Annotated in this window: 23 protein-coding genes and 1 tRNA gene; 13 read left to right on the top strand and 11 right to left on the bottom strand. The window is 60.1% G+C overall.

What is annotated here, in order from left to right:
- Positions 1 to 9 precede the first annotated feature (9 nt).
- Genes V1T76_RS24290 through V1T76_RS24280 form a run of 3 tightly spaced genes read left to right on the top strand, consistent with a single transcriptional unit; the run spans position 10 to position 2645 of the window.
- A complete protein-coding gene (locus V1T76_RS24290; protein ID WP_330563272.1) occupies positions 10 to 174 on the top strand; it encodes a hypothetical protein in 165 nt (54 codons plus the stop codon).
- A 4-nt stretch (positions 175 to 178) separates the two neighbouring features.
- On the top strand, positions 179 to 1912 hold the full coding sequence (gene araD / locus V1T76_RS24285) for an L-arabinonate dehydratase (RefSeq protein ID WP_330563271.1): 1734 nt from the start codon (positions 179 to 181) through the stop codon (positions 1910 to 1912).
- A 7-nt stretch (positions 1913 to 1919) separates the two neighbouring features.
- On the top strand, positions 1920 to 2645 hold the full coding sequence (locus tag V1T76_RS24280; protein WP_330563270.1) for a ribonuclease activity regulator RraA: 726 nt from the start codon (positions 1920 to 1922) through the stop codon (positions 2643 to 2645).
- Between the two features lie 214 nt (positions 2646 to 2859).
- Here V1T76_RS24280 and V1T76_RS24275 read toward each other — a convergent pair whose 3' ends face one another.
- The 5 genes from V1T76_RS24275 to V1T76_RS24255 form a co-directional block, all read right to left on the bottom strand.
- The gene (locus tag V1T76_RS24275) at positions 2860 to 4752 is read right to left on the bottom strand and encodes a bifunctional sugar phosphate isomerase/epimerase/4-hydroxyphenylpyruvate dioxygenase family protein (RefSeq protein ID WP_330563269.1); all 1893 of its coding nucleotides are present in this window, start codon (positions 4750 to 4752) and stop codon (positions 2860 to 2862) included.
- 17 nt (positions 4753 to 4769) lie between these two features.
- A complete protein-coding gene (locus tag V1T76_RS24270) occupies positions 4770 to 6044 on the bottom strand; it encodes a TRAP transporter large permease (RefSeq protein ID WP_330563268.1) in 1275 nt (424 codons plus the stop codon).
- The gene (locus V1T76_RS24265) at positions 6041 to 6574 is read right to left on the bottom strand and encodes a TRAP transporter small permease (protein ID WP_330563267.1); all 534 of its coding nucleotides are present in this window, start codon (positions 6572 to 6574) and stop codon (positions 6041 to 6043) included. Before V1T76_RS24265 ends, V1T76_RS24270 begins: the two co-directional genes overlap by 4 nt.
- A gap of 121 nt (positions 6575 to 6695) precedes the next feature.
- Positions 6696 to 7703, bottom strand: a complete 1008-nt coding sequence (gene dctP / locus V1T76_RS24260) for a TRAP transporter substrate-binding protein DctP (protein ID WP_031268177.1) — start codon at positions 7701 to 7703, stop codon at positions 6696 to 6698.
- A 72-nt stretch (positions 7704 to 7775) separates the two neighbouring features.
- Entirely contained in the window at positions 7776 to 8660 is an 885-nt protein-coding gene (locus V1T76_RS24255; RefSeq protein WP_330563266.1) for a shikimate dehydrogenase, read from the bottom strand.
- Positions 8661 to 8831: 171 nt separating this feature from the next.
- Between V1T76_RS24255 and V1T76_RS24250 the strand changes: the two genes are divergently transcribed.
- The 4 genes from V1T76_RS24250 to V1T76_RS24235 all read left to right on the top strand — a co-directional run bounded on the left by V1T76_RS24250 (position 8832) and on the right by V1T76_RS24235 (position 11905).
- Positions 8832 to 9497 carry a TetR/AcrR family transcriptional regulator gene (locus V1T76_RS24250; protein WP_330563265.1) on the top strand — a complete coding sequence of 222 codons (666 nt, stop codon included), beginning with the start codon at positions 8832 to 8834 and terminating at the stop codon, positions 9495 to 9497.
- Positions 9498 to 9635: 138 nt separating this feature from the next.
- Complete coding sequence (locus tag V1T76_RS24245) at positions 9636 to 9968, top strand: ArsR/SmtB family transcription factor (RefSeq protein WP_148585916.1); 333 nt, start codon at positions 9636 to 9638, stop codon at positions 9966 to 9968.
- Positions 9961 to 11070, top strand: coding sequence for a permease (locus V1T76_RS24240; RefSeq protein ID WP_330563264.1), 1110 nt, complete (start codon positions 9961 to 9963; stop codon positions 11068 to 11070). The genes V1T76_RS24245 and V1T76_RS24240 overlap by 8 nt, the downstream gene beginning before the upstream one ends.
- A gap of 10 nt (positions 11071 to 11080) precedes the next feature.
- Positions 11081 to 11905, top strand: a complete 825-nt coding sequence (locus tag V1T76_RS24235) for a transglutaminase-like domain-containing protein (protein WP_330563263.1) — start codon at positions 11081 to 11083, stop codon at positions 11903 to 11905.
- 28 nt (positions 11906 to 11933) lie between these two features.
- On the opposite strand, the gene V1T76_RS24230 is transcribed toward V1T76_RS24235, so the two are convergent.
- The gene (locus tag V1T76_RS24230) at positions 11934 to 12608 is read right to left on the bottom strand and encodes a dimethylsulfonioproprionate lyase family protein (RefSeq protein WP_330563262.1); all 675 of its coding nucleotides are present in this window, start codon (positions 12606 to 12608) and stop codon (positions 11934 to 11936) included.
- A gap of 194 nt (positions 12609 to 12802) precedes the next feature.
- On the opposite strand from V1T76_RS24230, the gene V1T76_RS24225 reads away from it, so the two are divergent.
- Positions 12803 to 13900 (top strand): NAD(P)/FAD-dependent oxidoreductase, encoded by a 1098-nt coding sequence (locus V1T76_RS24225; RefSeq protein ID WP_330563261.1) that lies wholly within the window; start codon positions 12803 to 12805, stop codon positions 13898 to 13900.
- 62 nt (positions 13901 to 13962) lie between these two features.
- Here V1T76_RS24225 and V1T76_RS24220 read toward each other — a convergent pair whose 3' ends face one another.
- A complete protein-coding gene (locus V1T76_RS24220; RefSeq protein ID WP_330563260.1) occupies positions 13963 to 14463 on the bottom strand; it encodes a cytochrome b in 501 nt (166 codons plus the stop codon).
- A 178-nt stretch (positions 14464 to 14641) separates the two neighbouring features.
- Here V1T76_RS24220 and V1T76_RS24215 point away from each other — a divergent pair, with 178 nt between their 5' ends.
- Positions 14642 to 15229, top strand: coding sequence for a GNAT family N-acetyltransferase (locus tag V1T76_RS24215; protein ID WP_330563259.1), 588 nt, complete (start codon positions 14642 to 14644; stop codon positions 15227 to 15229).
- Positions 15230 to 15332: 103 nt separating this feature from the next.
- Here the strand turns inward: V1T76_RS24215 and V1T76_RS24210 are convergent, their stop codons facing one another.
- Positions 15333 to 16079, bottom strand: a complete 747-nt coding sequence (locus tag V1T76_RS24210) for an SIMPL domain-containing protein (RefSeq protein WP_330563258.1) — start codon at positions 16077 to 16079, stop codon at positions 15333 to 15335.
- 160 nt (positions 16080 to 16239) lie between these two features.
- On the bottom strand, positions 16240 to 17307 hold the full coding sequence (locus V1T76_RS24205; RefSeq protein ID WP_330563257.1) for an AI-2E family transporter: 1068 nt from the start codon (positions 17305 to 17307) through the stop codon (positions 16240 to 16242).
- A 256-nt stretch (positions 17308 to 17563) separates the two neighbouring features.
- On the opposite strand from V1T76_RS24205, the gene V1T76_RS24200 reads away from it, so the two are divergent.
- From V1T76_RS24200 to V1T76_RS24185, 4 genes are all read left to right on the top strand, one after another.
- Positions 17564 to 17640: transfer RNA gene (locus V1T76_RS24200), tRNA-Ile, on the top strand.
- 399 nt (positions 17641 to 18039) lie between these two features.
- Positions 18040 to 18903, top strand: coding sequence for a glycosyltransferase family 2 protein (locus V1T76_RS24195; protein WP_330563256.1), 864 nt, complete (start codon positions 18040 to 18042; stop codon positions 18901 to 18903).
- A gap of 62 nt (positions 18904 to 18965) precedes the next feature.
- Positions 18966 to 20087, top strand: a complete 1122-nt coding sequence (locus V1T76_RS24190; RefSeq protein WP_330563255.1) for a hypothetical protein — start codon at positions 18966 to 18968, stop codon at positions 20085 to 20087.
- Between the two features lie 5 nt (positions 20088 to 20092).
- Entirely contained in the window at positions 20093 to 20914 is an 822-nt protein-coding gene (locus V1T76_RS24185) for a hypothetical protein (protein ID WP_330563254.1), read from the top strand.
- Here the strand turns inward: V1T76_RS24185 and V1T76_RS24180 are convergent.
- Both V1T76_RS24180 and V1T76_RS24175 read right to left on the bottom strand, forming a co-directional pair.
- Positions 20905 to 21354 (bottom strand): hypothetical protein, encoded by a 450-nt coding sequence (locus V1T76_RS24180; protein WP_330563253.1) that lies wholly within the window; start codon positions 21352 to 21354, stop codon positions 20905 to 20907. The two genes, V1T76_RS24185 and V1T76_RS24180, sit on opposite strands and share 10 nt — an antisense overlap.
- A 3-nt stretch (positions 21355 to 21357) precedes the next feature.
- The gene (locus tag V1T76_RS24175) at positions 21358 to 23541 is read right to left on the bottom strand and encodes a glycosyltransferase (protein WP_330563252.1); all 2184 of its coding nucleotides are present in this window, start codon (positions 23539 to 23541) and stop codon (positions 21358 to 21360) included.
- Positions 23542 to 23567 lie beyond the last annotated feature (26 nt).

The following is a 23567-nucleotide window of genomic DNA, read 5'->3' as shown; positions in this document are numbered from 1 at the left end:
GAGGGTGAGATGAAAATCACAGACAAGGATCTTACCCGCCAGGACGAGGACATCGCACCGGGAGACTTCGCGGATGAAGAACGCGGCGACGACCGGTTCGGCAATTGGCCGGAAGTTGCCGGTCTCGTCTTCACCCTCATCGTCATCTGGCTGACCTTTGCCTTCACCGGATAAAATCATGACGCACAAAGCCCCAAAAGACTTACGTTCCGCGCGCTGGTTCGCTCCAGACGATCTACGCAGCTTCGGTCATCGCTCGCGGTTGATGCAACTCGGCTATTCGGAAGACGACTTCCGCGACAGGCCGGTGATCGGTGTGCTTAACACCTGGTCGGAGCTGAATACATGCCATGCCCACTTCAAGGAGCGGGTTCAGGACGTGAAGCGCGGTGTCTTTCAGGCAGGCGGTTTTCCCGTCGAGATGCCGTCGCTCTCGGTCGACGAAAGCTTCACGAAGCCGACCTCGATGCTTTATCGCAACATGCTGGCCATGGAGACGGAAGAGATGATCCGCTCGCACCCGCTGGATGGTGTGGTGCTGATGGGAGGCTGCGACAAGACCACACCCGGTCTTGTCATGGGGGCGATTTCGGCTGGCGTTCCGATGGTCTATCTGCCGGCCGGCCCGATGCTGCGCGGCAATTACGCGGGCAAGATCCTGGGCTCTGGTTCCGATGCCTGGAAATACTGGGACGAACGCCGGGCAGGCAATATTTCCGACGAGGAATGGCTGGGCATCCAGGGCGGTATCGCTCGCTCCGCCGGTACCTGCATGACCATGGGTACGGCCTCGACGATGACGGCCATTGCCGATGCGATGGGACTGACCTTGCCGGGGGCGTCTTCCATCCCGGCTGTCGACAGCGGCCACCAGCGGATGGGTGCGGACTGCGGCCGGCGCATTGTCGAGATGGTCTGGGAAGACCTGACGCCGAACCGTATCGTCACGGATGCCGCCTGCCGGAACGCTGCTGTCGTAGCCATGGCAACCGGGTGTTCCACCAACGCCGTTGTCCATCTCATTGCCATGGCGCGCCGGGCCGGCGTGGATCTCTCCCTCGATGATCTGGATGCCCTTGGCCGGGTGACGCCGCTGATCGCCAATGTGCGGCCCTCCGGCAAGGACTACCTGATGGAGGATTTCTTCTATGCAGGCGGTCTGCGCGCGCTGATGAAACAGATCGAGGATCGGCTGGATCTTTCCGCCTTGACCATCACCGGCAAGACACTGGGTGAGAACCTGGAAGGGGCGGTTGTCTATAACGACGACGTCATCCGTCCGCTGTCCAACCCGGTCTACCGGGAAGGCTCGCTTGCCGTTCTGCGCGGCAATTTGTGCCCGGACGGTGCGGTGATCAAACCGGCGGCCTGCGACCCGAAGTTCCATTATCACGAAGGACCGGCGCTGGTCTTCGACAGCTATCCGGAAATGAAGGCGGCCATTGAAGACGAGACCCTTGAGGTCACGCCCGATCATGTCCTGGTGTTGCGCAATGCAGGGCCTCAAGGCGGGCCGGGTTTTCCCGAATGGGGCATGCTGCCGATCCCCAAAGCGCTGATCAAGCAGGGCCACCGCGACATGCTGCGGATCTCCGATGCGCGCATGTCCGGCACCTCCTATGGCGCCTGCGTGCTTCATGTGGCGCCGGAAAGTTATGTCGGTGGGCCATTGGCGCTTTTGAGGACGGGCGACACTGTGCGTCTCGATCTCGCCAATCGTCGCCTCGACATGATGGTGGACGAGGTGGAACTGGATGCCCGCAAGGCCGCCTGGCAAGCGCCCGTGCCGCGGTACGAACGCGGATACGGCTATATCTTCCAGCGGCATGTTACCCAGGCCGACAAGGGCTGCGACTTCGACTTCCTGCAATCCGATTTCGGCCGGACCGCCGGCGAACCCGATATCTTCTGAGGACACCATGAGCGACTACACTCTTTCCGACGACACCCGCGCGAAGCTGAAAAAAGTCTCGACCGCCTCCATCGCGACGGCGCTCTACAAGCGCGGCCTGCGCAACCAGTTCATCCAGGGTGTCGTGCCTGTGGCCCCGAAAGATGAAAACATGGTCGGTCAGGCCTTCACGCTGCGCTATATCCCTGCGCGGGAAGACCGCAATCCGATCACGGTCTTCCGCAATCCGGACCATCCGCAGCGGGTCGCCATGGAAACCTGCCCCCCGGGTCATGTGCTGGTGATGGATGCCCGCAAGGATGCCCGCGCGGCAACGGCAGGCTCCATCCTGATCACGCGGCTGGCCCTGCGCGGTGCCGCCGGTGTCGTCTCCGACGGTGGGTTCCGGGATGCGGAAGGCATCGGCGCGCTCGACATGCCCGCCTATTACGCCAAGCCGTCCGCGCCTACCAATCTTACCCTGCATGAAGCGCTTGACATCAACGTGCCGATCTCCTGCGGCGATGCCCCGGTGTTTCCGGGGGATGTGCTGGTCGGCGACAAGGACGGCGTCATGGTGATCCCGGCACATCTGGCCGACGAACTTGCGGACGAATGCACAGGGATGGAGAGTTTTGAGGATTTCGTGCTGGAGGAAGTTCAGGCCGGAACGCCGATCATCGGCCTCTATCCGCCGACCAAGGAAGAGAACGTCCAGAAGTACGAAGCCTGGCGGCAGAAGACAGGGCGGTAGGGGGGCGTATGCTCTAACCAACCCAAACCTCATCCTGAGGAGCCGGAACGCGGCGTCTCGAAGGATGGGCGGCACACTCCGGAACAAGCATCCCATCCCTTGAGACAGCGCTTCGCGCTTCCTCAGGATGAGGTCGTGTGTGTGGGGCTGCGGTGGGTATGTTTGACTGTCGCTCGTGTCACTCCACCAGCCCCGCGTTCCTTCCGGGACTGACCTACCTTGCCGGCATGCCTTTCGCGCGGAAATGTCGTTTCTGGGCGGCGATGCGGAACTGGGCGTTGGCGGCGCCATAGCCCTTGTAGCCGCCACGGCGTTCGACGATCTCGAAAAAAAAGCCTTCGCCGTAGGTCGGGCTGTAGAGCTGGAAATACTCGCCGTTCTCGTCCCGGTCGTAGAGGATGCCCGAGCTTTTGAGGTCGTTGAGGAAGTCTTCCTCCAGCCCGAACCGGGCGTCCAGATCGTCATAGTAGTTCGGCGAGATCACCAGCGGTGTGAAGCCGTAGGCTTTCAGGGCTTTCACTGTCTTGAAGATATCGGCGGTTTCAAAGGCAATGTGCTGCACACCTGAGCCGAAACCCTCCGAGATGAAGTGCCCGGCGAGAGTCTTGCGATTTTCCGCCCCGTTGAGCGTGATCCGCAGGCTGCCGTCGTCGTTCTCGATGGCCTGGCTGCGGACGAGACCGGCCGGGTCGATGACATCCACCATGGCGGTCTTTTCGGTGTCGAAGATCGACCGGTAAAACAACAGCCAGGTCAGCATCTCGTCGTAGTTCATGGTCTCAGCGAGGTGGTCGATGCGGATCAAGCCGGCACCGCCTGTTGCACCGCCCTGACCGATCGGCTCGAAGTCGATTTCCCAGACCCGGGACAGATCCTTGCTGTCGTCAACGAAGTGGATGACGCTGCCGCCAAGAGCGCGGATCGCCGGGATCTTCAATTCGCCCGGACCGACCGGCTGTTCGAAGGTCTTGGCCCCTAGCGCCTCGGCGCGGGCAACGGTTGCGGAAGCGTCGGCAACCTTCAGGCCGATGTCGCAGACATTGGTGCCGTGGGAGATGTAGGACGCATGGGCGAAGCCGCGTGGGTCGGTATTGATGAGGATGTTGATGCTGCCCTGCCGCCAGAGTTCGACGTCCTTGGAGACATGCTTTCCGGACTTGTGGAAGCCGAGCGTCGTCAGCATGGACGACAGGTCGTTTGCTTCCTTTCGGTCGGCGGCAAATTCAACGAATTCGATACCGGCAACCGGTACCCGGTCGGGCATGTCCGGTACGGGGATCCTGATGCCGGGTTCGGTGCGCCGAACCTGGTCCATCAGGTAGAGCAGTGAGCGGTAGCCGTCGACGGCGATCGACTTCGGCGAGCCGCCGCGGAACTGATCGTTGAAGATCTCCAGCGATAGCACTCCGTCATAGCCGGTTGCCGCCACGGCCCGCATGAAGCCGGTCACGTCCAGATCACCTTCGCCGGGCATGTTACGGAAATGGCGGCTCCAGTAGAGCAGGTCCATGTTGAAGTTCGGCGCGTCGGCAAGCTGGACGAAGAAGATCTTGTCGCCCGGAATGGCCCGGATCGTATCCGGATCCGTCTTGCGGGCGAGGGTGTGGAAGGAATCCAGGATCAGGCCCACGTTGGGGTGGTCGGCTCTTCTGACGATTTCCCAGGCATCACGGTGATCGTTGACGAAACGTCCCCAGGCGAGGGCCTCATAGCCGATGCGGATACCGCTTTTGGCGGCAAGGTCGCCAAGTTCTGCAAGATCGTCTGCGGCGCGATCGATGCCGCCAAGCGCGATGGGAGAGACATTGGAGCAGATCAGCACAAGATCCGCACCCATTTCCCTCATCAGGTCGAACTTGCGTTCGGCGCGGGCGAAGGTCCGGCTGCGCTGCGGCTCGGGCATGCCCTCGAAGTCACGAAAGGGCTGAAATAGTGAGATCTCCAGGCCGTGGTCACTGACCATCTGGCCGACGTCCTTCGGGCTGCGATCGAAGGCCAGGAAGTCGTTTTCGAAGATCTCGACGCCATCGAAGCCGGCTGCCGCGATTGCGCTGAGCTTTTCGGCAAGGTCACCTGCGATGGAGACGGTGGCGATGGCGGTTTTCATGAGGACCTTCCGTGGTTTCAGTAGCCCATAACGCGGGGCAGCCAGATGACCGTTTCCGGCACAAAGGTGAGGATCAGCAGCACCAGCACCTCAACGAAGAAGAATGGCAGGATGGCCATGGTCAGCCGCGCCATCCCGACCTGGGCAATGCCTTCGGCAACGAACAGGCAGAGGCCGAGCGGCGGGGTGATCAGGCCGATCATCAGGTTGAAGATGACAAGGATGCCGAAGTGGACCGGGTCGACGCCCATGCCGACGGCAATCGGGTGCAGGATCGGCACGAGCACCAGCATGGCGGCGATGCCTTCCAGAAACAGGCCAACAAACAGGAACAGCAGAATGGTGGCAATGAGGAACGTGGTCTTGCTGTCCACGTTCAGTAGCACCCAGTCGGTCAGCATGTTCGGAACGCGGTTGTAGGTCAGCAGCCAGTTGGCGGCGGAAACCGCGGCAATGATGATCAGGATGACCGCGCTGTCGCGCATGGCTTCGGAGAAAAGGCGCGGCAGGGCAGACAGCTTGATGTTGCGGTAGACGAAGATGCCGAGGAAAAGCGCATAGGCGACGGCGAAACTTGCCGCCTCTGTTGGCGTCACGATACCGAGCAGGATGGAGCCGACGACGAACACCGGCATCAGCAGCGGCAGGATGCCGCCTAAGATAGCCTGGCTGGCCGGTTCGACTGTCAGTCCTACTGCCTGATCGCCGTGATCGACCTTCACGGTCAGCATCACGAAGACGGAGAGGAATATCGCCAGCAGAATGCCCGGGACGATGCCGGCAAGAAACAGCGCCGGTACCGAAACACCGGAGACGATCAGCGCGTAGATGATGACCGGGATGGATGGCGGGATGATCGGCCCGATGACGGAGGAGGCCGCCGTCAACGCTGCTGCGAAAGGACGGGAATAGCCGTGCTTTTCCATCTCGGGAATGAACACTCGGCCAATGGCCGATGTGTCGGCAACGGCGGAGCCGGAAAGACCTGCGAAGATCACCGACGCCCAGATGTTGACGAGCGCCAGACCGGCACGCAGTTGGCCGACCAGCACATTGGCGAAGGCGATAATGCGGCTGGTGATGCCGCTTTCGTTCATGACCTCGCCTGCCAGCACGAAGAGTGGAATGGCAAGCAGCGGAAAGGAGTTCATTCCCTTGAACATTTCCGTCGCGACCACGCGCAGGGAATAGGGCGCTTCGCCGTAGCCCATGAACACCAGCAAGGCCGCAATGATGGCAAGAGCGATTGGAACACCGGTGGCGAGCCCGATGAGGAGGATTGCGTAGATCATGCCTGCACCGCCTTGATCGCCGAGATACGTTCAAAGAACTTGAGAGCGGCTGCGACGGCCAGCAAGGCGCCGCCGATGGCGATGGCATATTGCCAGGTGCCCACCTTGGCGACCCAAACCAGTGCGTCGATGCCGGTGGTTTCCGCAAGCCAGTTACCTGCTGATTTCAGGCCCGAAGCATCGAGATTGCCTCGTCGAACGGCGAAAGCATGCCCGGAGAAGGCGAGGGCGACACCAGTCACAAAGCTGACCAGGTCGACGGCTGCAAAAAGCTTTTCTCGCACGGACACGGAGAGAAAATCTGTCAGCACCGTGAAGCGGATGTGCCTGTCCTGCAGATAGGCAAGCGCAAGGCCGAACATGACCCCGTAGATGGTCAGGTAGATCGGCAGTTCCTCGCCCCAGGAAACCGACTGGCCGACGGTGTAGCGGCGCAGCGAATTGACGAAGATGATGGCGAAGACGAGGGCCATCGACAGGCCGGCTCCGAGCGCAAAGAGGCGCCGGGCAAATTCGTTGACCGTTTTCATGTTCCAGGTCCTGCTTGTTCAGCTTTTGGCTATTCAACTGACTTTGATTGAACAGCCAAAAGCTGATCCTTACCAACAGTCCAGAACCCCGGGCGGCAAACCGCCCGGGGTCTTGAGCGCTTTACTGGCTTGCAGCAGCAACGGATTCCTGCAGGCGGTCGATCCAGACGGCGTCTTCACCCAGTTCGCCGCGCAGATATTCAACAACCGCCGGCTGGGCCTTTTCAGCGAAGGCTGCGATTTCGTCAGCCGTCGGAGAGTAGACCTGCATGCCTTCGGCCTGAACCTTGTTGACGCCTTCAGCCGTGCTCCACTGCTGGATGGAACGGCCCATGTTGCCGGCAATGCGAGCCGCACGGGCGACCACGGCCTGCTGAGCCGGGGTGAGCGACTGGTAGAACTCGTCGGAGATCAGGATAAAGTCGGCGGCATAGACGTGGCCGTCGAGGGTCATGTATTTCTGCAGCTTGTGCAGGCCGTTGTTGTAGATCACGCCGACCGGGTTTTCCTGGCCGTCAACGACACCGGTGGACAATGCGTTGGGAAGTTCGGTCCAGGCGATCGGGGTCGGCTCGCCGCCGAGGCCTTTCACCATTTCGACGTAGAGCGGGATCGGCTGCACACGGAACTTCAGGCCTTCCATGTCCGCAGGCGTCCGGATTTCGCGGGTGCCGTTGGTAAAGTTCCGGAAGCCGGTTTCACCATAAGCCAGCGTGCGAAGGCCGGTCTGTGCAAGGCAGTGTTCGGCAAGGGCATCACCGAAATCACCGTCGAGCACGTCCCAGGCAATGGTTGCCGAAGAGAAGGTGTAGGGAATGTCCAGAACGGACGCTGCCGGGCAGGCCTTGGACATGGCGCCGGACACCAGGACGACCTGGGTCAGGTTGTCCTGGGCCTGGGCGACCAGCTCGTCTTCGTTGCCCAGCGCGCCGGCCGGAAACAGTTCCACCGTCAGGTCGGTCTCGCCTTCGACGATGTTCTTGAAGATATGAGCGGCAGCGCCCTTCTTGGATGCGGTCCATTCGTCCGGATCGACATGGGCCAGACGGATAGTCTGAGCCTGGGCCGCGGCGGCGAGGCCGACTGTGAGAAGGGCAGTAGCTGCCAGGGATGAGAATTTGAAACGCATGACTTCCTCCCGTTTGCGTAACATTTTCAAAAAGACCATTTCCGTTTTCGTGATGATGTGAAACCGGAAGGGTTAAGCGTCCGCGGTTGCCCGCGGCATTTCATCAAAGGCGTCGAATGCCGCCTTCATCCGGACCGGATCGGCCCGGCGGCCGGTAAAGAGTTCAAAGGCCCGTACGGCCTGGAACACCGCCATGCCCGAGCCAGGCAGAACCCGGCAGTCGAGCTTTCTTGCCCCTGCCAGAAGGTCCGTTTCCAGCGGGAAGTAGACAATGTCCGCAACCCACATGTCGGGCTTGAGCAGTGCGAGCGGGAACGGTGTTCCAGGTGTCTTGGCCATGCCGACCGGGCTTGCATTGACGATCCCGGACAGGCCTGTGCAGCTTGCCGCATCAAGTGTGGCAACAGGTTCGACGGTCAGTCCCTGACGGTTTGAGAGAACCAGCCGGGCAAGTTGCTCCACGCGCGCAGTGTCGACGTCGAAGATCTTCAGGTGCTGGACACCGCAGTCCGCCAGCGCGTGGGCAACCGCAACACCGGCCCCGCCGGCGCCGATGAGAAGAACCGTCTTCAGTGATGTGCCGATCATGTTCCGGCGAAAACTTTCCGCAAATCCCCAAAGGTCGGTGTTGTGGCCAATGCGCTTTCCATCCCGGAACACGATGGTGTTGACCGAGCCGACAGCGGCCGCATTGGGCGACAACTGGTCCAGCAGCGGGATCACTTCCATCTTGAACGGGTAGGTGACGTTGAGACCGTTGAAACCGGTCACTTCGGCCGCGTGCACAATAGCTTTCAGGTTCTGTTCGTTCTCGGGAAGGGTATCCACATCGATAATGCGATAGACGCCGCGCAGGCTTTGAGCTGCCGCTTCGGCCATATGCATTTCCGGTGTTCTGGAGCGGGCGATTCCCCGTCCGATCAGGCCGGCCAATACGATGTTGCTTGCTGCGTTCACCCAGGTTCCTCCCAGAAACCTTATCTGATGCCCCGTTTTCGGGGTCTGTCTGGCAGGAGATATCGTCTCCTCACAATCAAATTGTACTAACCAGTTAATTCAGTCAAGAGAAATGTACCGTCTGGTTAATTTGGGCTGGCGCCAAGCGCCTGGCTGGTTTAGAAAAAAGGCATGTCGATCAATGAGTCAGAGCTGCCGGAAAAAAATTCTCCACGGGGTCGCTGGAAACAGGATCCGGAAGGGGTACGCGCCAATATTCTCGCCGTTGCTCTGGAGGAGTTCTCCGCGAACGGCCTTTCCGGTGCGCGCATGGACGAGATCGCGGCCAAGACGCGCTCGTCAAAGCGGATGATCTATTACTATTTCGGCGACAAGGAGAGCCTCTACCTCAAGGCTCTGGAAGCGGCCTACAAGAAGGTGCGCAAGGGCGAAGAGCAATTGGAGCTGAAGCATTTGCCGCCTAAGGACGCACTGGCGAAGCTTGTGGCGTTCACCTTCGATCACCACCGTGAAAGCCCGGCCTTCATCCGTCTGGTGATGATCGAAAACATTCACCACGGCCGCTATCTCGAACAGTCGGATGAAATCAAGAGCCTGAACGAGGCGGCGATTTCCCAGATCGCCGGCATCTATGCAAAAGGCGTTGCCGAAGGTGTCTTTCGGGGTGGCCTGACGCCCTTGAGGATCCATTGGCTGATTTCGGCCATGAGCTTCTTCAACGTCTCCAACGCCACGACTTTTTCCATGCTGTTTGGCCAGGAGTTGCAGTCGGCAACCGGTCAGGCCGCGCTCAAGGGCGATGTCTGCGAAACGGTGATGCGTTTCGTCGCCGCCTGACGTTCCCGCCTCGCAAAACCTTTCTGCCAGCACTGAAGTTTCAAGCGCCAATCCGGCGGCTCGTCAGCCGGCGGAGGCAGTTGACAGTACCAAAGAAACTATATAACTAGAAATATAGTTATATTGAGTGAGGCGCGAATGGATCTGGAAATTGCAGCGCAAGGATTTGCCGCGCTGGGCTCGGAAGCCCGGTTGCAGGTGGTGTTGACCCTGGTGAAGGCCGGGCAGGGCGGGTTGACGGTCGGGGATATCCAGTCCCGCACCGGCATGGCCGCATCGACGCTGGCGCATCATTTGAAATTTCTCGCCTCAGCTGGACTGGTGTCTCAGGAAAAGGACGGCCGTTCGGTGATCAACCGGGCGGCCTACGGCCATCTGGAGAACCTTGCCGATTACATCCTGAAAGAGTGCTGCGTGGACGAAAAGGGCTGCGATTGCCCTACCGCGGAAAAGGAGCCTGCTGATGTCTGATGCTTTGAACAATCTTCAGCCCGGTGGCGGCGGTGCAAGCTGTTGCGCGCCCAAAACCGCCTGCTGCAGCACACCGGTGTCGAAATGGTCGCTGAAATCTGTCGCCATTACGAAATACCTCCTGTCGCCGTGGGTCATCGTTATTGGCGGCCCCTTACTGGTGCTCCTGGTGGATCAGCCGCACTTCGTTGCCTTCATAACCTTCGCGTTCTCCGCTTTCACCGGGACGTTGCCGTACATCGTGTTTGCCGTGGTGCTGATCGCCTGGCTGAAGGCAGCCGGGGCAGAGGCTTTCGTCGGACGGGCGTTCGAGGGGCGCGAGACCCAGGCAATCGTGCTGGCAGCTCTCTTCGGCGGGCTCGCCCCTTTCTGTTCCTGCGAGGTGATACCGTTTATTGCCGGTCTTCTGGCGGTCGGCGCGCCGCTGTCGGCCATCATGGCCTTCTGGCTATCGTCCCCTTTGATCGATCCGCCCACACTGCTGATCACGGCCGGCGCATTGGGATGGCCGTTTGCCATCGGCAAGGCGGTCTTTGCCGTGGCTTTGGGTCTCTTTGGCGGGGTGTCGGTCTCTCTGGCGATGCGCAGCGGCTTTCTTGTCAATCCGGCGAAGATCGGCGCGGCGACCGGTGGCTGCGGCTGCGGGGCGTCCCCCAAGACAGGGCGGCCGGTCTGGCGGATCTGGCAGGAGCGTGAGCGCACCGACACGTTCCGGAGTGAGCTGAAAGCCAATGCGCTGTTTCTGATCAAGTGGCTGGCGCTGGCCTACGTGCTGGAGGCCGCGCTCGTCACCTATGTACCGGCGGACATGATCGCGCGGGCGGTCGGCGGGGATGGGCTGGGCGCCATCCTTCTGTCGGCGCTGATCGGGATGCCGGCCTATCTCAACAGCTATGTGGCGCCGCCGCTTCTTTCCGGGCTGATGGAACAGGGCATGAGCTCCGGGGCGGCAATGGCGTTCATGATCGCAGGTGCGGTCAGTTCGATCCCGGCAATGGCTGCTGTCTGGTCGCTGGTGCGCCCGCAGGTCTTTGCCGCCTATGTCGGCCTTGGTTTCGTCGGGGCAGTGCTGTCCGGCGCGATTTTCCAGCTTTTTGTCTGAAGGAACGGTGATGCACACCAATGTTTCAGTCGCAGTCAGACCGATGGAGACCGGCCGCAAGCTGCTGGTGCCCGTCGGTCTGCCGACGCCGCACCAGATGCCGGTCCGTTTCGAGGTCGAGGGCGGCAGATTTAGCCTGGCCGGAGAAATCACCACGGGCCAGAGGGTGGCCGTGGTGTCTGTTGATCCAGGGGCGGACGTTTGTGTCCAATACGCGTATAGGGACGAAGGCCCGGGCTACCCCGATGCAGTGTTCGCGCCGCTTCGTAACCGCTTCACCCGGGCGGCCCAGGATCTTGTCTTCGATGCGATCAACATTGCCGACAGCCAGCCGGACGGACATGCGGCCATCCAGGCGCTCGTCAATGCGGCGGCTGAAAAGTTCCGATACGCTCACCCGGACGTGCGGTTCAACGAGGGCTGCGATGAGGTGCCTTATCTCTCCTGCGGGCTGACGGAAGGCTCCTGTGTCGACATCAACACCTATCTGATTGCCAGCCTGCGGGCAGCCGGTTTTGAGGCCGGTTACGTGACCGGGTATTTCTTCCCGGAAGAAAAGGCCGGCTGCTGTGACGACATGCACTGCTGGGTGGTGACACGGCATCAGGGTGTGGTGCTGGAGTGGGACATCGCCCATCACCTGAAGATGGGGACAAGGGAGATCTGCTGCGGACTCAACCCCAAGCCGGGCGACCGGGTGGCACTGGCCCATTCCATGGGACTGACCTTTCCCGAACTCGGCATCTTCTGCGAAAAACTGATCGCAGAGCCCGTCTGGCTTTCACCGGACGGGCTGGAGAAGGCGGAGATCACGATCCGCCGGGAGATCGCGTGACGTTGTAAGGAAAGACGGAGCTTTCCGCTCACCCCTTCTTGCGGCTGAACACCATCTTCTGGTTGGCAAGGCGCTCGGGCGGGCCGATCCAGGCCCAGGCCAGGAGTGCCGGTTCCAGCTTGGAAACGGTGATCCGGTGCATGTGCTCCGGCGGGTTGAAGATCATCGACCCGGGGGCGTAAACACCCTGGTGATTTTCCGAGACGGCTCCTGAAACGCAGATATAACTCTCCGATATGCCGCTATGGGCATGGGCCGGATAGGTGCAGCCGGGGGCAAACAGCACAAGGCCCAGAATGACATCCGTCGTCAGCACCGGGCCGTTCGGTCCGCAGATTTCTGCATAGGCGTAGGTCTTGTCGAGGCCGCGCGGCACTTTCTCGTAGCCATACTGCCAGATCAGATGGTCCTTGATGCTTTCGATGGAGCGAACGAGCGGTGCTGTCCGCTCCTGTTTGCCTTCATCCAGGGCACGCCTCAAATGCGCCGTCACGGGTTTGTGGGCCGGGGCATCGAATCGCATTTCCGGATCGGCTTTCAGCACCCGGCTTATCGCCTCGCGCACGGCGCGCTGGTGTGCCCGGATCCTGTCACTGCCACCGGACGAAAGGAACCGGTAGGCCTCGTAGAATTCCCGCAGCAGATAGCCCCAGTCGGGGAAACCGGTGAGACGGCGGCTTGCCAGAGGCTGTTCTTCCGACATGTCTTTTTCCAGCAAGACTTACACTCCTCGCATCACGATGACCATGGCCAGAACCTATCAGGCTGGAGGGTAGCGGCTTCTCTCTTTGCGGCAACCGAAAATACATAACCGGCATGCGCGGTTTGCGTCAGAACGTCTCTTGCGCTCGCCGAAGAGGCGGATAATCTGACCGCCCATTCCGCAGGATGAAATTCATGACAGTTGTGATCGTTGGAGCTGGCGTTTCCGGCTTTTCCACCGCCTGGGCCCTGACAAAACGAGGCGTCCCTGTAACGCTTCTGGAGCAGGGACCGATCCCCAACCCGCTTTCGGCGTCCGGTGACCAGCACCGTATCATTCGCCGCGCCTATGGCGGCCAGGGCGGATATCAGCGCCGCATTGGCGATGCTTATGCGGCCTGGGACGAAATGTGGGACGATCTGGGCGAGAAGCATCTTGTCGAGACAGGCTTCCTGCTGATGTCTCAAGAGCCGGGCGATGGCGGCGAAGTCTATCGGGATGGCCTGATCGAAGGCGGTTATCCGTTCGAGAACCTGACACCGGAAGAGACAGCGAGCCGGTTTCCCTATGTCGATCCGGCGACCATCCGCTACGGTGCTGTCAGCGACGAGGGCGGTGTGCTGCTCTGCCAGAAGATCGCTGCCGGCGTGCGCGACTGGCTGATCGCCAATGGCGTGGATGTTCGCGAAAATACGCAAGTCACAGCCGTTGATACCTCCGCAGGTAAGGTGACCCTTGCCGACGGCAGCACGGTTTCCGGCGATCATGTGATTGTGACGGCGGGCGCCTGGACGCTGGGGCTTTTCCCCAAGCTGGACATCAGCCTGACGACCTACCGGACAGCCGTTGTCTATCTGACGCCACCTGAAGATCTGCGCGAGGCCTGGGAACGCTCGCCTGTGATTCTCGATCCAGGCGGGCCTGTCGATGGCTATATCCTGCCGCCGGTGGCCGGAACCGGGCTGAAGTTTGGGGCCGGCATTCACAAATACAAGGCGCCGCCGAACCAGGACCGGACAGCGGTTGCCGGCGAGGGCGAGACCCTGCGCGATTATTTCTCGCCGCCCTTCTGCCGGATCAAGGAATACCGCGTGGATGACGTTGTCACCTGTGCTTACACCTTTACCTCCGACGAACACTTCTTCGCCATGAGCGAAGGCAAGGCCACCGTCGTTTCGGCCTGTTCCGGACACGGCTACAAGTTTGGCGCCGTGGTGGGGCAGAAGCTTGCCGAAGGCTTTACCGGCAAGGATATGGATGCCGCTCGGGTATGGCTGGAAGCACGCGACTAGGTCTGGTCACGCCATGCAAAAGGCTCCGGCGACCGGGATCGCCGGAGCTTTTCTTTATCCGGCTAGTGGCGGGAGGAAATCATCCGCATCATGGTGCCATCCTTCAGCGCGACATGATGGTAGAGCGCGCCGAGCACATGGACCACGATCAGTACGATAAAGAACGGCTTGAAGACTTCGTGGACTTCTTCTGCCGTGTGGATGCCGCCATACCAGGCCAGCAGGCCGGTGATAGGTGCCAGCAACAAACCCAGATAGAGCAGGCCATGGACGGCCTTGGCCGCCAGTTCCTGTATCCGGGACGTGGGCAGCGGGGCCGGGACGCCGAACTTAAACCTCACGAGAAGACGAACGACCGTCAACGCCAGAACGGCAATACCCACCCAGATATGGGCATTTCCCAGAAAAGCGGTCATCGTGTCCGGTACGCCGCCGTCGCGCAGCGCGTGTTTCAAGTCACCCATGCTTTCACCGAAGATCAGCTGAAACAGGATCAGGGTGGCGATCACCCAGTGCAAAAGGATGTGGATCGGGCTGTAGGCAGCTGGCTGTGTCCTGGACATGGCGGGCTTTGGCTCCTGGCAAACAATAGAAGTGCCGCTCATTAGTGCCACGATTGGGCTGGAACAGGTATCGCTCTTTTGTACGATTTGGTAACGGTTCCAACAGTTTTGCGACAATTGCAAACAGGCCGGCCTGTTCCGTTCAGCGCCGGAGGGCTTTCGAAGAACGGGAGACATCATGCCAGCCGACATCAGAACGCTGACGGACGATGCACTGACCGCTGTCCTGAACGACCTTGCGCGTCTGAGGATATCCGTTTTCCGGAGCTGGCCTTATCTCTACGAAGGCTCTCTGGACTACGAAGCCGGCTACCTGCAGCGCTATGTGCAGACAGAAGGGGCCGTAATCGTCGGGGCCTATGACGGCGACCGGCTGGTCGGAGCCGCGACTGGCGAACCTCTCAGTGCCGAACTGGATGCCTTCAAGGGACCTTTCGTGGAGAACGGCCTCGATCCGGACAGGATCTTCTATATGGCTGAATCCGTTCTGGACCCTGCCTATCGCGGCCAGGGCATCGGCCACCGCTTCTTCGACGAGCGCGAAGCGCATGCAAGGCGTCTTGGCTTCAGTGAAGCGGCCTTCTGTGCCGTGATCCGCCCGCAAACACACCCCTTGAAGCCTGCGGATTATGCTCCGCTCGATCCGTTCTGGCGCAAGCGCGGTTATGAAAAGCTGGACGGTGTCGTCGTGACGTTTCCCTGGCGCGATGTGGGGGTAAGCGCTGAGACCGACAAACCGATGCAGGTGTGGCACCGGACGTTGTGAGCAGACTGCCAGGCAGGCAAATTGCGCGGGTGATTGCCAGATCAGGGCATAGAAAAACCGGGGCCTGGAAAGCAGACCCCGGTTTTTTGATATGTGAACGTGGTTACTTCAGCATCCAGCGGATCGTGACAGACGCGCTGATGGTTTCTTCACCAGCCTCGATCGGCACATCAGCGGACTTGGACATCATCATGCCTTCAGCGCGCATCATGTAGGGGCGCGGTATTTCCGTGCCGTTTTCGGTGATGTCTGCAATGGCACCGAGTTCGACGCCGGCAGCGGCGGCGAAAATCTCTGCCTTGTGCAAGGCGGCCTCGACAGCCTTCTTGCGGGCTTCGTCGAGGACCTCGTCTGCATTGCTGACCTCGAAGCGGGTGGAATCCACCGAATTGGCGCCGCTTTCGACGACAAGTGTCAGCACACTGCCGAGTTTAGCCAGATCGCGGATCTTGACCTCAACGCCGTTGCGCACTTCGTAGCCGGCAATATCCGGCTGGCTGCTGCTGTTCTTGGAATGATCGTAACGCGGAAAGATGCCGAAGCCCTGGGTCTGGATGTCCTTGGCTTCGATACCGTTTGCCTTCAACGCTTCGATGACCTTGGCAATTGCAGCGCTGTTTTCAGCCAGCACGTCGGGGGTGGATTTGCCCGTGGTGAGGACGCTGGCAGTAACGACAGCCATGTCGGGCGCAACGGAAACCTCTCCGCGGCCCTGCATCGTGATGGTGCCTGCCGGTGCCGGGGCATCTTCAGCGAATGCCGGTGCGGCGCTCACGAGCGCAGCGCTGAGACCGGCGGCCAGAACGGCTTTGCGCAGCAAGGAGACGGAGGCAAAAAGAGGTGCAGTCATATGAACTTATCCTTGATGGAAACAGTTTGTTCGATGGCCGGACACTCGCTTGCGATTACGGCGGCGTGATGACGGTTGTGTTCATCAGCCGTTCATCGAAAAAATCGCTTGAGGCCTGGAAACCAGCCTAAGAATCGTCCGTGAGGAACAAGACTCAATACTAAACGTCAAGGCTGCTTTTTCCCGAAAGGCCGCCGACCTCGCCTGTCTGCGACAACAGAATCGCAATCGGTCTGGAGCCTTCGAACCGGGCGCAGACGATCACGATCATCACTGTAAGCGGGACGCACAGAACCATGCCGACAACGCCCCAGATCGCGCCCCAGAATGCCAGCGACAGCATGATGACAAGGCCGGACAGGTTGAGGTTGGAGCCCATCAGGCGCGGTTCGATCAGATTGCCGATAGAGAACTGGATGAGACCGAGGCCGGTCGCAATGGCAATGAAGGGGCCCAGGGTGTCGTAATAGACAATGGCAAGGAGGCTGGGAAAGATCACGCCGATCAGCGAGCCAATGGTCGGAATGTAGTTGAGCAGGAACGCGATGAAGCCGAACAGCGCGGCATAGGGCAGGCCGATGGCGATCAGCACAAGGCTGGTCAGGACACCGGTGGCGACGGACACGGCGGTCTTGATCGTGAAATAATGCATGATCGAACGGTTGATCTCGGCCCGCATGGCAAAGGCCGCTTCTGCCCGCTCGGGCGTGGGGAACAGCCGCTCGAACTTGCGGTCGAAGGTCGACTGCTCGAGCACCAGAAACAGCACATAGATGAACACCAGGCTGGCGGAGCCGGCGAGGGTCGTCACCAGGCTTGCCCCGGCTGTCACCATCCGCGGCACGATGGATTCGGGCAGAAGGTCCTTCAGTTCGATCGGATCGTTCAGGTGCAAGTGGTTCGATGTCTGGACAAAGAGTTCTTCCAGCCGCCGCTGATAGGTCGGTGCGTCCTGGGCAAGCTGGGTCAGATTGACCGTCACGATGTCGAGCACCACGGTGCCGGCAAAGAAGATCGTCAACAGCGCCAGCGAAAACGACACCAGGCGCGGCAGGTGCCAGCGGCCAAGTGGAATATGGGCAAAGACATGGGCCAGTGCGTTGATCATGTACCAGACAATGAGCGCGATCACGAACGGCAGGATCAGCGAACGCCCGACCACCAGCAACCAGCCGATCATGCAGACAAGCAGGACACTCAGCGTGGCGGTGAAAAGCGGTGATCGCATGGTGGCTCCGGCTGGCGAGAATGGCAGGTCTTTTCACCGGGTGACTCGTCAAAGACCCGGCTGCCTCATTTAGACCCGATGGCGCTGGCGAACGGAACCGCTTTTTCCACGAGCGCCCTCCCGCCCTTTTCAGAAGCGTCTCCACCGCACCAAATTCCCAACCTTTTTCACCCTGCCGTTGCAAAGCACTTGCTCCGGAGATTGGCCATGGTATAGGGAACCAGACGCAGGACCTTGCAAGGCTTGGCCCTGCTGTGGGCCTGTAGCTCAATTGGTTAGAGCCGTCCGCTCATAACGGATTGGTTGGGGGTTCGAGTCCCTCCGGGCCCACCATTTTCTTTCGGATCAATACCAAGTTCCTCTGCGATTCACGTCGGGTACGTCCGCTCGAGAGAGCTAACCGGACCGCTTTGCGTCGAATTTCCGGCATTGATCTCTTTCCTTTGCCTTGGAACGCCTGCTGTTCCAGAAGTGCGTGCTCTCCGCTTTTTCCGGACATGTTCAACCTGCCGCAACGGCTGCTTTTGGGAGCTCGCTGGAGAGGTGGTGAGAATGAAAGTTGTGTTGCGACGCTGGACGGGGAGATGTCGGGCGCTTAGCTTTGGGTCGATAACCTTGGGGAAGTCCTGTGCGGGTTACATCTTCAAACAAGGCAGCCGCCTGCTGCTGCGTTGAGCGGATGGGCGCACTCCTGAACGGTCGTCTTGATTGGACATGAGCGGGAACGTTAGTTTGGCTTCTTACACGAATGCGACAGGGCATTTCGAGAACGGCGATTTCGCTGATGCTCAGCAGGCCGTTTCCGCCTGTCTGCAGGAAGTCTACGCGAATATTCATCGCTTCGCCCTGACGGAAAATCTTCAAAACATATATGGCACGAAGGTGTCGGTGATTGTCGTTTCTCATCGAAGCGGTTTGGAAGCCTGCGAGGTGATGAGGGGGATTGAAGATTTCATCCGTCGACCGGACGTTGAATTGATTTTTGTCGGCAACGGGCTCGGAGCTGCGGAGGGGGCGTTCGGCCCGTATGCGGATAAGGCGCGGGTGTTCGGCTTGCCGGAGAATATCGGTTGTTCGGCGGCGCGAAATGTGGGGGCCTTTGTCGCCCGTGGGGAGTGCCTTCTGTTTCTGGATGATGACGCATCGACGGGCGCGGGAGATCTTGATCTGCTTGCCGGCACCTGTATCGAGCGCGGGGCCATGGCTGTACGCGGGCGCATTGCGCCGAAGTCCGGTCCCGGACTGACAGGCAACCACTACGATCTCGGCAAGAGTCTGAAACCGGCGCCTCCGACGACGGAGGGATTTTCCGCCTGGCAGGCGTCGGCCTTCGAAAAATACGGCGGATATGATCCGCTTCTGGCGGGTCATGAAGGCATGGATCTTTGTTGCCGGATGCTGGGCGAGGCGGATGCGAAGCAGTTCCTGTATCAACCCGGGGCCGTGATGCGTCACGACTATGCCGAAGACGACCGGCAACGACTAGAGAAAGTGGAGAAGCTGCAACTTTCCGACAGGTATCTTGCGTTCAAGGGGATCGACAAGGATCGGGTTGCCGTCGCGTTCAAGGAGGTTGAGAAGGTGCATGCTGTGTGACTTGTCAAAGAAAGCGCCGTTCGCGCGCGGGAACGTGGTCCTGTCTTTTCCGGGCGGACTGCATGGATAGGCCTGACCACACCTGGCTCAGTCGGCGCTTCTGTTCCAATCCGTTCGACCGGATCGACACCCGGCCGAACCAGGACATTCACTTCTGTCCCGCCGCCTGGCAACCGGCTGCCATCGGCAGCCTGTCTGACGAGCCTGAAACCGCCTGGAACTCGCCCAAGGCCCAGGAAATACGGCGTTCGATCCTTGAGGGCGACTTTTCGCATTGCAGCTGTCTGGACTGCCCTCGTATCGCAGGGCGTGATCTTCCGACGCGCGAGGAGATCCTGTCGTCAAAAGACCCGTCTCCTGCGGTTGCCTGGTATCGAGAGATCATCAAAAGTGGCAGGACGCACCTGGAGAAACCTCCAACACGCGCCAGCCTCGGTCACGACCTGAGCAGCAACACCGCCTGTCCATCGCGAGGGACAAAGCCGGTTCAACTGAAAAAATACGATGCCGACCGGCTCGACTGGATTGTCAATGGCCCGTACGCGCGCTTTCTGGCGAAAGCGGATCAAATAACCATCGGCCGCAACGGCGAACCATTTGCCAGCCGGCATTTTCTGAACTTCCTGAAGACCTATTGCACGGAGGCAGAACCGCGAAAGGCGCTCGACCTTCACACCAATGGCCTGCTGCTGACGGAGGCTGTCTGGAACAGGCTGGACCTTTGGGGGCATGTCGGCAGCGTTCATGTGTCCGTCGATGCCGCGACCCCGGAAACCTATGGCAAACTGCGTCCTGGCAGGCAGTTATGGCAGCTCATGCCCAATCTGTACTTCCTGGGCCATTTGCGCAGGTTGAAGGCCATAGACACCTTCCAGGTGGTGTTTGGCGTCCGGCAGGAGAACTTCACAGAGATGCCGGATTTTGTTCGTCTGGGGCGACAGGTTGGGGCAACAGGCGTTCTCTTCCAACGGTTTCGCGCTCAGCGAGAGGCTGGCGCATCCCATTCGGTGGATGTCGCAGACCCTTGCCATGCCGATTACGAGGCGTTGCAGCTGGTTCTCGAAGACCCGGTGCTGAATGCGCCGGACGTCACCATCGATGATCTGGTCCCTGCGCCTCAGCGCAGGGACGCTTCAGGGGCACCGTGTTCAGGCAAAAGACCTGATCAGGGCCTGCAAGGCTGAAAGCGATGGTGCATCATCTCATCCTGCTCTCTTCGGGAAGAAGCGGCACGCATCTGCACCAGACCATGATGCGGCACGGGCTTGAAAAGGCCGTCGTGCTTGGAGAGCTGTTCAATCCGTCGTCCCCCTTCGGTCTTGAAGCGCAGACGCCGGAGTTTATCGGCATGCTGGAAGAGGAATGCGGCATTGAGGTCGACCTGGGGAAGGCGAGGGCGCTCGCCAACTATGTCAGGGAAGATCCGGTTGTCTTCCTCAACGCGCTCTCCACGGTCTGCGACCGCCTTGGATACGACTATCTGTGTTACTCGATCCTGCCGAAGCAACTGGCCGGCAGATCGATCGAAGACATTCTGTTCAAGTTTGACTGTTCCTGCAGCTTTCTCACACGGGAAAGGCTTGCGAGATATGTCTCTCTCGTCAAGGCCCGGCAGCTCGGGGGCTGGAAGCGGGTCGACACGACATCCCTGAAACCGGAGATCACGGTGGAGGGGTTTCTGGAAGACGCCAGAGCCACTGACGACTGGTTTCAGTTTCTGTCGGAAAGGGTACTGGCTGCGGGGCTCAACGTTCGGCATCTTTCCTATGGCGCGGATCTCAACCAACCGGCCCGGACTGCCTTTTACAGCCTGCAGCGGACCTATCGGGGCATCTGTGCGCTCACTGCCTTCGACTTCAGCCTGATCCCGGATTTCAAGCAGGAGCGGGAAGCCGATCCGTTCCGGTCGATCGCGAACGGCGACCACATTCGGGACGCGCTTCAGCAGGCTTGCTTGCTGGACTATGCCTTTGCCGAGCCAGAGGTGTTTTCAGCGGATGGTTATGTATGATCGCCTGTCAGGAGCGACAGGATATAGTCTTCCGGTGCCGAGCCGACCGTGAATTCAAAGTCCGGCGCCCAGCTTTCCCGAATGCGGGCGATCCGGCGCTTCAGATAAAGATCCCAGTTGGCTGAGACGCCGCTGCGGGGAAGATCCGACAGCGGCGGCAGGGTTTCGAAAAAGAGGCCTCTGCTTCGGAGTGCCGAAAAGAACCTGGGCGGGCAGACGATGACCACCGTTTCGAACTCGGCAAGCTTTTCCAACTGGTCTTTCAAGGCATTGGAAAGATGATCCTCCGCCTCATCGAGCGCCCAGACAAGCGCGACGGTCCCCTGCCTGCGGTGGTCCGACAGGAGGGCTGCATTTTGCTTTGCGTTTGCCTCGAGCTTGCGAATGCTGCCAAGGGCAACCCGTAGTCCAATTTTGCGAAGGCTTTGTTTGAAAGACACGGTTCAACGGTCCTCCAGGGGATTTGCGGGAAGCTGGGCGATCGCCTGCAAAAGCTCTGCGATCTGCGACGCGCCGTTCCACCAGCCGGCCTTTCTGAGGCACGAGCGGGCCATCGATTGGCGGTAGTCGGGGTCGAGCATCCGCACAAGCTGGTCCTCGATCGCGTAAGGATCTTCGGCAGATGCGGTGAGGTTCCATCCCGCCCGGGCGCCGTATTCCGCTCGGGCCTCCTGCACATCCATGATCGGGTTGCTGTTCGGAATGAAGATCGATGGCAGCGCGGCCGCGATATTTTCATGAAAGGTGTTGTATCCGGCGGCACAGACCGCGAAATCGAAGGCCTTCAGGTATTGCCCGAGCGGATAGACCTTCCGCATCACCAGCCGCTCATGGAAATCGGCCTGTTCCTCGAAATGGAGCGGGGATCTGACGTCGACCGCGATTACGTCGGGGTGCCTGTCCAGAAACTCCAGCAGACGGGCGCGGGGAAGGGACATGTCGAAATTGGCTTCCGAACCGAGTTGCACCAGACAGAGGACCGAGTCTTCCGGCAGGTTCAGCGCCCGCCTCGCGGTTGTTTTGTCAAAGAGCTGATCTCTTCCCGTCATCAGCACCGGGTCGACCCGGGCGACGCTGTTGGGGTTCGGGCGTGAATGGCCTTCGTCCAGGGGCGCGCATAGTTCACCTGGTTCGATGATCGCATCGAAAAAGCCTTCGCGGGAAATGCTGTTGGGCTGGGGCGTGCGCCAGAGCCCGCGCCGGATCCAGACGCTGGTGGCCTGGCCGTAGCTTTCAACCGCGTCGACGAATCCCGCGTATGGCAAGTTGCCGTCAAACAGGGTGAGGCAAGGCTTGTAGTGGCTGAGCGCCTCGCGCATTTCCTGGAAGAAATAGCTGTTCCAGCCCTCGAAATCCAATTCCAGTCTCTGCCGGAAAGGCCGGAATTCGGCGAGGTATCCCATGGACCTGGCAATTTCGATTGCCTCGGAAAGAGAGAAGAAAACGACATTCGCCCGAGGACCGATTGCTCTTGCGATGGCAAGCTGCCGGGAGAGATGGCCGAGGCCGACGCCATTGGAGGTGACAGTCAGAACGACCGGTGCAGGTGCTGCTCTATGCTTTTTGGGGGCAGGTAGGGCGGTGACGGATGGGTCGGCGACCTTGTCGAATTTCGCCCGGAACTGGTCGAGGCCGAACCGCTTCTCCACAAATCCACGTGCCTTGCGGGAGGTCGTTTCAAGGAGGCAAGGATCAGAAGCAAGCCGCTCATAGACCAGGGGGGCCTCTTCCGGTTCCGCATAGAGGCAGGCATCGCAAAAGCTTGCTTCCATATAGGGCGGAAGGACGCACGGCAGGCCGGTCGCAAGAGCTTCGAGAACGCTATATCCGAACGCTTCGACGAGCGCGCGGGAATGGAAATAGCTGTAGATGTCGAGCCTTTGAAGAAACCCTGAAACCGGTTCCTTCGAGAACGGCAGGACCTGCCAGTTTGACGGCAGGTCATCGAACTGATCCAGAAATGCCTGCGGCACGCCCATCATGCGGAAGGCAAAGTCAGTTGATTGCGGATAGCACGCTGTGGCAACTGGCAGGGAAGGCCATTTATCCGCGCTCGGGCGGCTGTGGCGGCCGATTATCAAAGGGGACTTCGGGTCCCTGGATTGTTTCTGCGGATAATCGGCCAGATCGATCAGGTTTTCCCAGTTACCGGCATGCAGGGCATGCGAGAGGCCGTTTCTGGCGAGATCTTCGCGCACGATCCCGCTCACCGGAAGGAGTTTCAGCGTGTGGCCATACCAGTCGGTGAGGAGCGTTGACCAGTGATCAGACGGGAAGGCGCGTTGCCCGTCCCGGTTCCGGATCGTCTGATGCACGACAAGGTAACAGGCCTGCGCATCGAAACGCGTCCGGCAGTGCACCCGTTTGTCCAGCAAGGACGGGTGGTAGAGCAGCGCGACCCTGGCCCGTGGCCGTTCGTTTAGCGGAACGATGATGGTGCCGGTGGATCTGATCTCGGCCAGCACGGAGGTATTCAAGATACGGTTTCTGGAAAACAGCGGGGAACGGAGCGGAAGGATACCGGCTCTCAACCCGGCTTGCTTGCAGGCGCGCAGATCGTATTTGAGCGATGTGGACGTTCCGCCGGGAAAGCGCAGGTCGGCCAGATAAAGGACGTCAAACTCCATATGCCGGTCTGCCCCCACGAAAGCTT

The sequence above is a fragment of the Roseibium sp. FZY0029 genome, assembly GCF_036350355.1.
Lineage (GTDB): Bacteria > Pseudomonadota > Alphaproteobacteria > Rhizobiales > Stappiaceae > Roseibium.
This window is presented reverse-complemented; position numbering and strand designations above follow the sequence as displayed.